Below are 12614 nucleotides of genomic sequence, written 5' to 3'. Positions count from 1 at the left end.
CGTTATAACATTTTAGAGAGATGGCCGATGCCCACAGCAAATATCATTGATCGCAGACTGCCGGTGACAGTGCTCTCCGGCTTTCTTGGCGCGGGAAAGACTACACTGCTTAATCACATTCTCAACAACCGTGAAGGAAAGCGTGTCGCGGTTATTGTGAATGATATGAGTGAGGTAAACATCGACGCTGAACTGGTTCGTGAAGGCGGTGGCAATCTGTCGCGTTCTGAAGAAAAGCTGGTCGAGATGACGAATGGCTGCATCTGTTGCACATTGCGTGACGATTTGCTGGTTGAAGTCCGTCGACTGTCAGAGGAAAAACGTTTCGACTATCTGTTGATCGAGGGAACCGGGATTGCAGAGCCTTTGCCGGTTGCTGCAACCTTTTCATTCCGTGACGAAAATGACACCAGTCTCTCGGATATTGCGCGGCTGGACACCATGGTCACGGTTGTTGACGCGATCAACCTGCTGAAAGACTACGGATCGAATGATTTTCTGCGCGTACGCGGTGAATCCAACGGCGATGCTGATGAACGGACGATTGTGGATCTGCTGGTTGAGCAAATCGAATTTGCCGATGTCATCGTCCTCAACAAAGTTTCCGATATCAGCGAGGACCAACGCGATGTCGTGCGCAAGATCATCATGGCCCTCAATGCAGATGCACGGATTATTGAAACCGATTTCAGCAAAGTCGCATTGAGCGACGTTCTCGACACCGGCTTGTTCAACGAGGAAAAGGCCGAGACACATCCTTTGTGGTTCAAGGAACTGTATGGCTTTGCCGATCATGTGCCGGAGACTGAAGAATATGGCATTCAGAGTTTCGTCTACCGTTCACAACAGCCCTTTCACCCGGAGAAATTTCAAGAATTTGTCGACAAGACATGGCCCGGTTTGATCCGTGCCAAAGGACATTTCTGGCTGGCGACCCGGCCGGAATGGGCTGGCGACTTTTCGTTGGCCGGTGCCATTGCGCGTGTGTCGCCCATGGGGCGCTGGTGGGTTTCGGTGCCAAAAAGCCGCTGGCCTGATCACCCGGATTTTCTCGATGCAATGGAGAAGCGCTGGCATCCGGTTTGGGGTGATCGCCGACAGGAATTGGTATTTATCGGTTCGGGTATGGACGAACAGGCCATTCGTGCCTCGCTTGATGCCTGCCTTGTCGGAACAGATCTGCAGCATTTTGAAGCCGAGATGTATCGCGCCCTGCCCGACCCGTTCCCGATCTGGGGGCGTCCGCAGGCTGCGTGAGCCTGCGGTTACCTGAAGTTTCAGGCGTCAAACGGCACCCGTCACCGCAACATAAACCGAATAAAGCGATTTGGTTGCGGTGATGAACAGGCGGTTTTTGCGGGGACCGCCGAAAGTGACATTGGCAACTGTCTGCGGCACCAAAACCTTGCCGAGAAGTTTTCCTTCCGGCGAGAAGCAGTGAACGCCATCGGCAGCGCTCGTCCAGACATTGCCGATCGTATCGAGGCGGAACCCGTCTGGCAGACCATTGTCCAGTGCGCAGAATTCCCGGCCATTCGCCAAGGTCTTGCCGTCAACAACGTCAAAGACGCGGATATGACGTGGGCGAGTGATATCGTGGCTGGATGATGAATCCGCGACATAAAGCTTTGTTTCATCGGGCGAGAAGGCCAAGCCGTTTGGCTGGCCAAAGTCATCCACCACGATGCTGATTTCACCGGTCGCCGGGTCAAGGCGATATACATTACGTGTCTGCTGTTCGGGTTCTGCCTTGTAACCCTCGTAATCGGAGAGGATGCCGTAGGTCGGATCGGTAAACCAGATCGTGTCATCTGAACGGACGACGACGTCGTTGGGTGAGTTGAGCCGCTTGCCGTTATAGCTATCAGCCAGAACGGTAATCGATCCGTCTATTTCGGTGCGTGTGACACGTCGGCCGCCATGTTCGCAGGATACGAGCCTGCCCTGGCGATCACGGGTGTTGCCGTTGGTGAAATTGGACGGCTGTCGGAAAACCGAGACATGTCCATCTGGAACCCAGCGCAGAATGCGCTGGTTGGGAATGTCGCTCCACAACAGGCAATCCATGTCGGCAAACCAGACAGGGCCTTCTGCCCAGCGGCAGCCGGAGTAGAGTTCTTCCAGTCCGGCATTTCCAACAATGTACTGGCGGAAACGCTCGTCACGGATGTCATAGGGGAACGAAGGGTCGAATTGCATGGCTTTATCCATATTGTCTTTCGCAGTCAGTCGCGCAGGGTCGCCTGATCAGCGGTTAGGTTTGGGCCCGCCGGCCAGCAGGATGACGGAGATGATGATGAGACCTGTCAGAATGAGGCGTATGCCAGCCCCGAAACCATAGGTGTTGAGCATCGAGACCACGAGGAACATAAACAGCGAGGCTCCCCAGATGCCCGGCACGTTGGAATCTCCACCTGCCACGGCAGTGCCACCAATCACCACGACGGCAATCGACATCAGCAGATATTCCGAGCCCATGTTGAGGGCCGCGCCACCGGAAAAGCTGGCAAGCAGGTAACCGGCAACTGCAGCTAGAACGGCGCAAAGCACATAGGTGACAAAACGTGCGCCATCGACGGGAATGCCGGTCATGCGCGCTGCAAAGGTGCTTTGACCAATGGCAGAAATCCAGCGGCCATAGAAGCTGCGGTCGAGCAACAGCCATGCAATGATGGAGAGCAGAAGGGCAACCAGCGCGACATTCGGAATGGTAAGCGTGCTTCCTGTTGCAAAGCTGGCGAGGCTTTCCGGCGGCTTGATGCGCAGGCCCCGGTTTGACCAGATGGCAATCGACTGCACGATAAAGCTCATGGACAGTGTCGCAATGATTGGCGGAATGCGCAGCGCTTTGATGAGCAGGTAGTTGCCGATGCCAACGCCGATGCCGATCAGCACGGCGATCAGCAGACCTGGGAGGATCAGACTGTCGGAAACATCCATGAATTTCAGGGCAAGCGTGCCTGACAGTGTCATTGTCGCGGGTACGCAGAGGTCGATATTTCCGGGACCGAGCGTGATGACAAACATCTGGCCAATGCCGACAATCACCGAAAATGCTGCAAATGTCAGAGCCGCGTGTGACAGGCCAAATGAACTAGCACCACCCGTGAACATGACCGTTGCAAGCCAGACCACGATTGTTGCTGCAAAAGACCAGATCCACGGTTTGCGGGAGATGGTTTGAAAAGCACTCATTGATTTTTCTCCCGCTTTTCAAGCCGGTTGAGCAGAATACGCAGCGCCAGAACAACGATCAGGATCGCGCCCTGTGCACCGATCTGCCAGTCCGGCGAAATGCGCATGAAGGACAGGAAAGAGCCGGCAAGTGTCAGGGTCAGCGCGCCAATAACCGCACCAACCGGCGACACGCGGCCGCCCACAAATTCACCGCCTCCGAGGATCACACCGGCAATCGACAACAGCGTATAACGAAGTGCGATATTCGCATCGGCCGACGTCGTCAGACCGACAAGTGCGATACCGGCCAACACTGCAAAAAAACCGGCAAGTGCGAAGGTTGCGGCGCGAATGCCAACCACGGACCAACCTGCCCGTTCCACTGAGCGGAAATTGCCGCCCACACCGCGCATCAGCACGCCGAAGGACGAACGGCTGACGATCAGATGGGCAATGATGGCGATCAGAATACTGGCAACGATGGCCACTGGAATGAGCGGTGGCTTTGACGTCATAAGCCAGCGGATCCAGCTCGGTGCCGTGCCGCCGGGAGACGGCAGGATAAGAACAGCAAGGCCACCCCAGACGAAACTCATGCCGAGTGTCACCACGATGGATGGCAGCGAGCGTATGTGAATAATGGCCCCGATTGCCGCGTAAACCGCGATTGCGCCTGCAAAAATCAGAATTCCGACCACAGGTGATGTTTGCAAAAAGGTCGCGGTGACGCAGGCGCAGAAGCTGACAAATGTGCCCATCGACAAATCAAGGTCATTGACCGACATGATCAGCATCTGGGCGATGGTCGCCAGAATGATTGGAACGGCCAGATTGAACAGAAGGTTCAGGCCTGTGTAGCTCATGGCCCGCGGCTGCATGTAAAAGACTGCGGCGAGCAGCACGGCAAGGGATGCCGCCGGAATGACAAGACGCATGGTATTGGCAGAAATTTTCATCAGTGGCCTTCCCCCGCAAAGGACGCTGCAAGCACGTTCTGTTCAGTGATGTCGTCACCGACGAGTTCGGCGTGGATGACGCCGTCGCGGAAGACGTAGACGCGGTCACAAAGTCGGATTTCATCCATTTCGGTCGAGTACCAGACGAAGGTACGGCCATGGCGCGCTTCGGTGCGCAGGATTTCATAGACTTCCTGTTTGGTACCGATATCGACACCACGCATCGGGTCATCCATCAAAACGGTTTCGGCGGTCGTTGCCAGTGCACGGGCAAACAGCACTTTCTGCTGGTTGCCGCCGGACAGCGATAGGATGTTGTTGCCCATGTTGGGCGTGCGAATTTCGATGCGCTTTTTCCAGTTGTCGCCAAGTTCGTCCTCACGCTTGTGGTTGACGAGACTGAGATTGGAGAGGTCTCGTAGCGATGCAATGCTAAGGTTTTTCAGAATGCTCCACAGCGGGAACGTGCCATTCAGGCTGCGATCGCCGGCAACAAAGGCAATGTCCTGGTGCTTGGTCGGAAACCAGTTGCTGTTGCGCGACAAATAAAGATCGAGCAGTGCTTCGGTCTGGCCGTGGCCGCCCAGTCCTGCGAGACCAATGATCTCGCCTCTATAGGCCTCGAACGTATGGCCCTCGCCCTTGCGGGCAGGCATGGATAGAACAGGCTGTCCGGTTCTTTGAATTTGTGATCGCTCCCAGCCGCTTTCCTTCACCACGCTGCCCATGGTTTCGACAAGGCTGCGGGTGTTGAATTCTGGTGCTGGACGATCGGCAACGACCTTGCCGTCCTTCATCACAACGACGCGGGTGGCGGTTGAGAGGATTTCTCCAAGGATATGGGAGATCAGCAGAACAGAGCCGCCGGAGCGCACAAATCGGCGCACATAGTCCATAAGCTGTTCTGCAAGGCCGGCATCGAGCGACGATGTCGGTTCATCGAGAATGACCAGCTTTGGCTTGTTTTCGACACCTGCGAAATTGATGGCGATTTCGACCATCTGTCGTTCAGCAATGGAAAGTTCGCTAATGGTTGCCGTGCAGTCAATGCCACTGCCAGGGAAAATATCGTCGAGTTGCTGCTGAATGAGGCTGGTCGCGCGACCGCGCCATCTGCTGCCCTTCATATCGGCATGCATGATGCGGACATTCTCGCCAATCGTCAGATTGGGACAAAGAGACAATTCCTGAAACACACAGCGTACGCCATTGGCGCGTGCCACGGCGATACCGTGTTCTCCCTGGCCACCACGATAAGACAAGGTGCCTTCATGGGGCGTGAGATTGCCGTTGATGACGTTGACGATGGTGGACTTGCCGGCACCGTTGTGGCCGACGAGACCAAGACATTCGCCAGAATGAATAATGAGGTCGGCACCATCCAGTGCCTTTACGGCACCAAAGGTCACCTTGACGCCACGTGCGGCGACAACCTCTTCTCTCGACAGGATTTCGTTCATCAGCACGACACAGATTTATTGGGATAGGCGGTACACGGCGCCCTAAAGCGGCGCCGTGCGGTGATATCGCGGTATCGGAAAAGTTATTGGGCGATAACTTTCTGGGCGTCTTCCTGCGAATATTCGATGTTGGAAACGCCGCCCTTTTCGGTCTTTGCCAGACCGTCTTCAAGGTTTGCCTGATCGATACGCAGAACAGGGACAACCAGATCCTTCTTCACGTCCTTGCCGTCGAGGATTTGCTGTGCAACCCAGAAAGCAAGTGTGGAAACGCCTGGTGCGATCGAAACTGACATGGTTTCATAACCGCTGGCATCCTTCTGCTGTTTCCACCACACCAGCTCGTCTTCACGGTTACCCATGACGATGGTTGGGGTTGGGCGTTTTGCAGCTGCAAATGCCTGTGCAGCACCGTAACCATCACCACCCTGTGTCACCACAGCGGTGATTTCCGGCAGGCTTGGCAGAATGCCGGCAACGGCACGCTGTGCAACGTCCTGCGCCCAGTCACCGTTTACAGAACCGGCAATTTTGAAGTTTGGATGCTTGGCAATGCCGGCCTGGATACCCGCGTGGATTTCATCGTCCACGAATACGCCGGCTAGGCCGCGGATTTCGAGCAGGTTACCGCCATTAGGGTACTTTTTTGCCAGGAAGTCGACCTGACTTTCGCCCATCGACTTGAAGTCAACGGCGATGCGCCATGCGCAAGGCTCCGTCACCACACCGTCAAAGGAAACGACGGTAATGCCGGCATCACAGGCTTCTTTTACGGCGCCGTTGAGCGCAGTTGGCGAAGCCGCGTTGATGACGATTGCGTCATAACCCTGAAGAATGAGGTTCTGGATTTGCGCGGCCTGTTCGGTCGCCTGATTTTCAGCCGTTGTGAAAGCGTCTGCAGCAGCAACCGTTCCCTTGGATACAGCCTCTTTGGTGATCTTGTCCCAGCTGGTCAACATGGCCTGACGCCAGGAGTTGCCGGCGTAGTTGTTGGACAGTGCGATTTTCTTTGCGGATGTGTCCGCCTGTGCCACCATCGGCAAGGCAGCGCATGCAAGCGTGACTGAAGCCACAAGCATTTTTTTGATAGCCATTGATTTCCTCCCTGATGGCTCACAAAACTATAACCGGGGCATAGAGATCCCTCCGCAAAAGACGCGGATTTTCAACGGATTTTTATGGCCCTGAGGCTCCTCCCCCAGTAAACGCCAGCATGACCAACAAAGGCGCAGTTGTATAGGCTGATCTTGGCAAACCATTTGCGGGAACCCGCACATAATGTGCGCAAAAATGCAGGACGAGGCTCGTTACAAGGCGCACAATGACAGATAGAAGCATGGTTCTTCGTATGTGTTGAAAACTGTGCCGCAGGTGCTTGGGAGGGCGCCGAGAATGCTTAATTCCCTACGTAGTTCGTTATTCGAGCATTATCTCGGTATTTCCCGTTTGCTGGCGGGGCAGTTGGAGTTCAACTCCATCATTCAGGCTGTTGCGACTGAAATATCCCATATCATTCCGCATGATCATCTCGACGTTTGTATCAAGCTGGTCGATGACAAATATCACATTGCCTATGAAAGCGGTCTGGAAAGCGACTGGAGCAAACATCCGCCCGCGCTGTTGACCGGTAGTCCGATCCGTTCGTTGCTGGCTGGCGAGGTCGAGTTTCTGTTGAGTGGCAATGCCTGCGTTGATCCGCGCTTTCATTTCGAGGGAGCGTTTTCCAGCCCGATCATTACGCTGTCATTGCACAGCCGCTTGCATGTTCCCTTGAAGGTGCATGGCGACATCATCGGTGCGCTGAGTTGTTCGTCTCACACGACAGACGCTTACACGATGGATGATGTGTTTAATGCGCGTGCGGTGGCAGACCTGTTGGCGCCCTATTTCTTTGCAATTCGCGCTGCCGAGCAGGCAAAACGGTCTGCCATTGAAGAGGCAGAAGCGACTGCGCGTGAGGAAGGACTGCGCTCCGGCGCCTTGAAACTTACCCAGGCATTGGAAGCGGAAAGGCAGCGCATCGGCATGGATTTGCATGACCAGACGCTGGCGGATTTGACACGGCTTACCAGGCGTGTTGAGCGCATGACCCATCTGCCTGAGGTCAGTGGTGAAATGCTGGAGCCGCTGGCGCGTAGCTTGCAATTTTGCATGCATGATCTGCGTCAGATCATCGAAGAGGCAAAACCTTCGATCCTGCAACTCTTTGGAATGGTGCAGGCGATTGAAACATATTTGGATCGCTCCGTCCGCGACAGCGGTGCGTCAATCCACTGGGAAATTGTCGATGACAGCAAGGGCATGGTGGATGAGCTGGAGCAAGGTGTCGCGACCTCATTGTTCCGGATCGTGCAGGAAGCCATCAATAATGCCATACGACATGGGCAACCGGATCGTATTGTGGTGACGCTTCGTCGTCGCGAAGACTGGCTGACGGTTGAGATAAACGATGACGGAGCCGGTCTAGATGCATCTGGCAACTCAACTGGCCATGGCATTGGCAATATGAAAACCAGAGCGAGGCTGATATCGGCCCGTTTCGGGATTGGAAAAAATCGTCATGGGCCGGGGACTTGCGTCAGTGTCAGCGTAAAGCCCGGTTTGGCGGGAAAAACGGCGGAGGAGAGTTAAATGGACGTGCTGATCGTTGAGGATGATGTTCTGCACCGTGCTTACTTGAATGAAGTCGTGCGCAATGCCCTGCCGGAATGCGCAAGGGTGCTGGAGGCGGAGAACGGTAAGGTGGGCGAAAAACTGGCGCGGGAAAACCGCACAGCCCATATTGTCATGGATTTGCAGATGAATGAACGCAATGGCATCGAGGCTGCCCGTACAATCTGGAAGGAACGCCCCGATACCCGCATCCTGTTCTGGTCGAACTATGCCGATGAGGCCTATGTTCGCGGCGTGTCCCGTATCGTTCCGGAAGGTGCGGCTTACGGATATGTTCTTAAATCCGCATCGGACGAACGTTTGCGGCTGGCATTGCGCGGTATCTTCATCGAAGCACAATGTGTCATCGACCGTGAGGTGCGTGGCCTGCAGGAAAAGAGCCTTGGCAAGGTCAATGGCGTCAGTGACTCCGAATATGAAATACTGATCGATATCGCGCTGGGGCTGACCGACAAGACGATAGCGCGGCGGCGTAATCTCTCGCTGCGCAGTGTTCAGAACCGTCTTCAGGCGCTGTATGAGAAGTTGAACGTCTATCAAGCAACCGGTGAGGATGAGCCGGATGGTCGCTATAATCTCCGCACACGCGCCGTGACGATCGCAATCCTGCGCAAGTTGTTGAACTATAACGCGCTTGAAAAAGCCGAAAAAGATCTGGCGGAATGGGTCAGCCACCATTGACGGCGTAAAGAGCCGCGATCTTCTGTGAAATCATGATGATGAGGGGCATAAAGCCCCCACTCCAACTCCAGCCATATTGCCCAACATGGCTGGATATGCCCCTCATCACCTTCCCGCCCCCCTTAAGTGGCAGGAATTCCATACATACATTCAATCTTGGCGATTGAAAGTACTTTTTACAACTTAACGTGCCATCCAGCCGCCATCGACGGCGAGGATCTGGCCCGTGACGTAGCTGCTTGCTGGTGCTGCAAAAAACAAAAGTGCAGTATCGAGATCAGAAGGAGTGCCCCAGCGTCCAGCCGGAATACGCTCCATGATGCTGCGGTTTCTGTCAGGGTCGTTACGCAGTGCTTCCGTGTTGTCCGTTTCCATATAACCCGGTGCAATGGCGTTGACAGTGATGCCTTTGACAGCCAGCTCGTTGGCCATCAGGCGTGTAAGACCAGCGACCGCATGTTTGCTCGATGTGTAGGAGGCGACACGAATGCCGCCCTGAAACGACAGCAGCGAAGCAATGTTGACGATACGGCCGGCAATTTTCTGATCCGTCATATGACGCACGACCGCCTGCGAGAGCATGAAGATGCTTTTGAGATTGATGTTCATGACATCATCCCAATCCTGTTCGGAAAATTCCGTAAAGTCGGCGCGGCGGATTTGGCCTGCATTGTTGACCAGGATGTCGATATTGCGTCCGTCCGTTGTCAGGGACGTTACCACATCAGCCAGTCCGGACGGGTTGGTGAGGTCGTAAACGACCTCCTCAAACGTGCGTCCGAGTGCCTCAACTTTTTTACGGGTTTCAGGCATTTCCTGTGAGCCAAGCGCGATGATGTCTGCGCCAGCTGCAGCCAGGGCAAGAGCCAAGCCCTGGCCCAATCCCTTGCGTGCGCCCGTCACAAGCGCACGCTTTCCAGTGAAATCAAAAAGGGTCATTCGACGCTCCTTACTTCAGGTCGCCCATGGGCACGAAGTCCATGTCCTTGAAGGACTGGTTATCGCCGGCCATACTCCAGATGAAGGCGTAAGAGCCGGTGCCTGCGCCACAATGGATGGACCAGGAAGGAGAAACCACAGCCTGTTCGCTGCGAACGATCAGGTGGTTGGTCGCCTGTGGGCGCCCCATCAGATGTACAACAAACGATTCTTTCGGAATTTCGAAATAGAGATAGGCTTCCATGCGGCGGTCGTGCAGGTGGGCTGGCATAGTGTTCCAGACGCTACCACCTTCAAGACGTGTCAGACCCATCAGTAATTGGCAGGTTGGGAGGACATCCGGGTGCAAGTACTGGTAAAGTTTGCGCTTATTGGATGTCGCGCTATCGCCGAGATTGTTCTCGATGGCTTCCGTTACGCTGACGGTCCGCGATGGATACGTTGCATGGGCTGGTGCGCTGTTGATGTAGAACTTTGCGGGTGCTGCTGCGTCAGCGCTTTCGAAGCTGATTTCCTTGGTGCCCATGCCCAGATAAAGCGCATCCTGGAAACCGATCTCATAGGTCTTTCCGTCGGCAATCACGCGGCCTGCGCCACCGATGTTGATGAGGCCAAGCTCACGGCGTTCGAGCAGGAACGAGGTGCCGACTGTCTTGGCAATCTCTTCGCCAAAGCTCAAGGACGAGGCAAGCGGAATGACACCTGCCAACAGAAGACGGTCGTAATGAGTGTAGACGGCATTGACTTCACCGGCGACAAACAGGTTTTCCATCAGGAAATTGTCGCGAAGTTCGCCGCTCGTCATGCGTTCCGACTGGGTATAGTGAACGGCGTGAAGTGTTTCGATTTTCGTTGTCATGGGTTTTAAACCTCCCTTGGTTTACTCAAAAAGATCAGGATGTTTTGCTTCCAGCCTTGGCAGGTCACGAAGCAGTTCGGAAAGGTGGACTGTCATCGCTTTTTCTGCAGCCTCTTCGTCTCGCGCATCAATTGCGGTGAGAATGGCGCGATGTTCGCCGATGAGCCGCGTGAAGGAGGACGCATCGTGGATCGACAGGCTGCAGGCCCGGTCGATATGCGCCTTCAAATCCTCGACAACCGGCCAGGCCATTGGAATACCAGCTCCCTCGGCTAGAATTTTGTGAAACAGATCGTCGTATCGTCGAAATTCGACATGGTCGCCAATCTCGGCCGCCCTTTCCTGCTCCCGCAGACAGTCTTCCATTCGTGAACGAGCATGGAAGTGAAAGGTACGGCTGGCGGTCTTTGCGACGGCTGTCTCGATCGTTTCGCGAATGAAGGCGGCTTGCATCAGCTTGGCGACCGAGATTTTCGCGATAACAGCGCCACGCTGCGGCAAAACCTCGACCAAGCGGCTTTTGGTAAGTGCAATCAGCGCTTCGCGCCCCGGTTGGCGTGAGGAGCCGTACCGCTCGCCGATTTCCTGTTCCGAAATACGGGAGCCCGGCGGCAGGGCAAGCGAAAGAATATCGCCGCGCAATTGCCGCTCCACCTTGTGGGCCATGCTTTCTGACGCTGTTTTTCCGCTCATGGCGTTCGCTTTCGATGAGGTCATCAATAATTGACGACACTTCCATACAATGAACGTCAATACCATGCAACTGCACGTAAACGCATTTTGCGTAGCCCGCCGCTTTCGGCGTGCCGGCCCCGTCTCGGGCACCTTTGCCTGGGGATCAGTCGTGACTAAGTTTATCGGCCATTTGCAAATCCTGCAGCGATGGCTGTGTTCTGTTTATTTTGGGGTAATTGACCTGCCCATCTTCTTCGCCGCGCGGGAATTGTCCGTCCCTGTTGCGCCGTTCTGCGGCCTTGTAGCCGGCTGGACTGACACCGATATATTGCCGGAACATGCGTGAGAAATAATAGCTGTCGCTATAGCCCACCAGTTCTGCGGTTTTTTTGACCGAACTGCCACCTGCCAGAAGCCCCATGGCGCGTTCCATGCGCTTGAATTCCTGATATTTTGCCGGCGTTAGCCCTACTTGTTTTCTGAACATTCGGCGGAAATAGTCGGGATTGTATGGCGTTGCCGTCAGCGATTTTTCCACGATCTCATCGTCGAGTGGCTCAGCGGCGATCTGGCTGGCAGCCACCATGATCGCCAGTGACAATGCATCCGGATTGTCGACGGGAGCCTGTTTCTGCTGTCGCCAACCGATAAATGCTGTTTCGAGAAAGTCGATCAGAAAAACCATGAATTGGTGATGCTGAACAAGTGTGGTCGATGACAGGGGCACGGTTTCGCGAAAGTGCCGTACCAGCGGTTCCAGCATGTGCCAGCGTGGCATCATTACCCAGCGGCGCTTTTCCATCTGTGAAATCAGGTCGATGCGGCCAAACACATCCAGCGTGAAATGTTGCGCGACGCCGGTGTATAACTCCCGCGACAAAGCTTGACCGACGAAACGGGTATTGGCCTCAATCAGCATGGCGCAGCCCGGCTCCATCACCACTCTTTCGCCCTCGATTTCATACTCCGCACGACCGGTCAGACAGATGACAAGGTCATGAACACTATTGGTTTTATCGATCCGCCAGCTTGATGAGTGCTCCATCTTGATGGCGGAGCGCGTCAGGGAAAGGCTGAGCGCCTGAACAGGAATGCTGCCGAGAATGCCTTGTTCGCTTTTGTCCATCTTTTTGTCCCGAAGAATCTATTCTTTTTCACAAAACATCGGCTGATATTACCCGGCAAGTGTCAGAT

General features: G+C 54.9%; 12 protein-coding genes. 3 read left to right on the top strand and 9 right to left on the bottom strand.

Annotation, left to right across the window (positions count from 1 at the left end; all coding sequences use genetic code 11):
• Positions 1-27 precede the first annotated feature (27 nt).
• A complete protein-coding gene (gene zigA, locus IB237_RS13210) occupies positions 28-1257 on the top strand; it encodes a zinc metallochaperone GTPase ZigA (RefSeq protein ID WP_192489135.1) in 1230 nt (409 codons plus the stop codon).
• Between the two features lie 27 nt (positions 1258-1284).
• Here zigA and IB237_RS13205 read toward each other — a convergent pair whose 3' ends face one another.
• The 5 genes from IB237_RS13205 to IB237_RS13185 all read right to left on the bottom strand — a co-directional run bounded on the left by IB237_RS13205 (position 1285) and on the right by IB237_RS13185 (position 6687).
• Positions 1285-2199: an SMP-30/gluconolactonase/LRE family protein gene (locus IB237_RS13205; RefSeq protein ID WP_192489134.1), complete on the bottom strand. Its 915-nt coding sequence runs from the start codon at positions 2197-2199 to the stop codon at positions 1285-1287.
• A gap of 48 nt (positions 2200-2247) precedes the next feature.
• Complete coding sequence (locus IB237_RS13200; RefSeq protein WP_192489133.1) at positions 2248-3195, bottom strand: ABC transporter permease; 948 nt, start codon at positions 3193-3195, stop codon at positions 2248-2250.
• The gene (locus tag IB237_RS13195) at positions 3192-4133 is read right to left on the bottom strand and encodes an ABC transporter permease (protein WP_192489132.1); all 942 of its coding nucleotides are present in this window, start codon (positions 4131-4133) and stop codon (positions 3192-3194) included. Before IB237_RS13195 ends, IB237_RS13200 begins: the two co-directional genes overlap by 4 nt.
• Positions 4133-5593, bottom strand: a complete 1461-nt coding sequence (locus IB237_RS13190; protein WP_192489131.1) for an ATP-binding cassette domain-containing protein — start codon at positions 5591-5593, stop codon at positions 4133-4135. The genes IB237_RS13195 and IB237_RS13190 overlap by 1 nt, the downstream gene beginning before the upstream one ends.
• Positions 5594-5676: 83 nt before the next feature.
• A complete protein-coding gene (locus IB237_RS13185; RefSeq protein WP_192489130.1) occupies positions 5677-6687 on the bottom strand; it encodes an ABC transporter substrate-binding protein in 1011 nt (336 codons plus the stop codon).
• Positions 6688-6985: 298 nt separating this feature from the next.
• On the opposite strand from IB237_RS13185, the gene IB237_RS13180 reads away from it, so the two are divergent.
• Together IB237_RS13180 and IB237_RS13175 are read left to right on the top strand one after the other, a co-directional pair.
• Positions 6986-8224: a sensor histidine kinase gene (locus tag IB237_RS13180; RefSeq protein WP_192489129.1), complete on the top strand. Its 1239-nt coding sequence runs from the start codon at positions 6986-6988 to the stop codon at positions 8222-8224.
• Complete coding sequence (locus IB237_RS13175; RefSeq protein WP_192489128.1) at positions 8225-8947, top strand: response regulator transcription factor; 723 nt, start codon at positions 8225-8227, stop codon at positions 8945-8947.
• Positions 8948-9130: 183 nt separating this feature from the next.
• Here the strand turns inward: IB237_RS13175 and kduD are convergent, their stop codons facing one another.
• The 4 genes from kduD to IB237_RS13155 all read right to left on the bottom strand — a co-directional run bounded on the left by kduD (position 9131) and on the right by IB237_RS13155 (position 12546).
• Complete coding sequence (gene kduD / locus IB237_RS13170) at positions 9131-9886, bottom strand: 2-dehydro-3-deoxy-D-gluconate 5-dehydrogenase KduD (protein WP_192489127.1); 756 nt, start codon at positions 9884-9886, stop codon at positions 9131-9133.
• Positions 9887-9896: 10 nt separating this feature from the next.
• A complete protein-coding gene (kduI, locus tag IB237_RS13165; RefSeq protein WP_192489126.1) occupies positions 9897-10745 on the bottom strand; it encodes a 5-dehydro-4-deoxy-D-glucuronate isomerase in 849 nt (282 codons plus the stop codon).
• 21 nt (positions 10746-10766) lie between these two features.
• A complete protein-coding gene (locus IB237_RS13160) occupies positions 10767-11438 on the bottom strand; it encodes a GntR family transcriptional regulator (protein WP_246787883.1) in 672 nt (223 codons plus the stop codon).
• 145 nt (positions 11439-11583) lie between these two features.
• Complete coding sequence (locus IB237_RS13155) at positions 11584-12546, bottom strand: AraC family transcriptional regulator (protein ID WP_192489124.1); 963 nt, start codon at positions 12544-12546, stop codon at positions 11584-11586.
• Positions 12547-12614: the final 68 nt, after the last annotated feature.

Origin of the sequence: Agrobacterium sp. AGB01 (genome assembly GCF_014851585.1) — a bacterium.
Lineage (GTDB): Bacteria > Pseudomonadota > Alphaproteobacteria > Rhizobiales > Rhizobiaceae > Agrobacterium.
This window is presented reverse-complemented; position numbering and strand designations above follow the sequence as displayed.

What these genes read in the sequence shown, in the direction of transcription:
- zigA (WP_192489135.1), top strand. Translation starts at nt 28, where the DNA reads ATGCCCACAGCAAATATCATTGATCGCAGACTGCCGGTGACAGTGCTC.
- IB237_RS13205 (WP_192489134.1), bottom strand. Translation starts at nt 2,199, where the DNA reads ATGCAATTCGACCCTTCGTTCCCCTATGACATCCGTGACGAGCGTTTC.
- IB237_RS13200 (WP_192489133.1), bottom strand. Translation starts at nt 3,195, where the DNA reads ATGAGTGCTTTTCAAACCATCTCCCGCAAACCGTGGATCTGGTCTTTT.
- IB237_RS13195 (WP_192489132.1), bottom strand. Translation starts at nt 4,133, where the DNA reads ATGAAAATTTCTGCCAATACCATGCGTCTTGTCATTCCGGCGGCATCC.
- IB237_RS13190 (WP_192489131.1), bottom strand. Translation starts at nt 5,593, where the DNA reads ATGAACGAAATCCTGTCGAGAGAAGAGGTTGTCGCCGCACGTGGCGTC.
- IB237_RS13185 (WP_192489130.1), bottom strand. Translation starts at nt 6,687, where the DNA reads ATGGCTATCAAAAAAATGCTTGTGGCTTCAGTCACGCTTGCATGCGCT.
- IB237_RS13180 (WP_192489129.1), top strand. Translation starts at nt 6,986, where the DNA reads ATGCTTAATTCCCTACGTAGTTCGTTATTCGAGCATTATCTCGGTATT.
- IB237_RS13175 (WP_192489128.1), top strand. Translation starts at nt 8,225, where the DNA reads ATGGACGTGCTGATCGTTGAGGATGATGTTCTGCACCGTGCTTACTTG.
- kduD (WP_192489127.1), bottom strand. Translation starts at nt 9,886, where the DNA reads ATGACCCTTTTTGATTTCACTGGAAAGCGTGCGCTTGTGACGGGCGCA.
- kduI (WP_192489126.1), bottom strand. Translation starts at nt 10,745, where the DNA reads ATGACAACGAAAATCGAAACACTTCACGCCGTTCACTATACCCAGTCG.
- IB237_RS13160 (WP_246787883.1), bottom strand. Translation starts at nt 11,438, where the DNA reads ATGAGCGGAAAAACAGCGTCAGAAAGCATGGCCCACAAGGTGGAGCGG.
- IB237_RS13155 (WP_192489124.1), bottom strand. Translation starts at nt 12,546, where the DNA reads ATGGACAAAAGCGAACAAGGCATTCTCGGCAGCATTCCTGTTCAGGCG.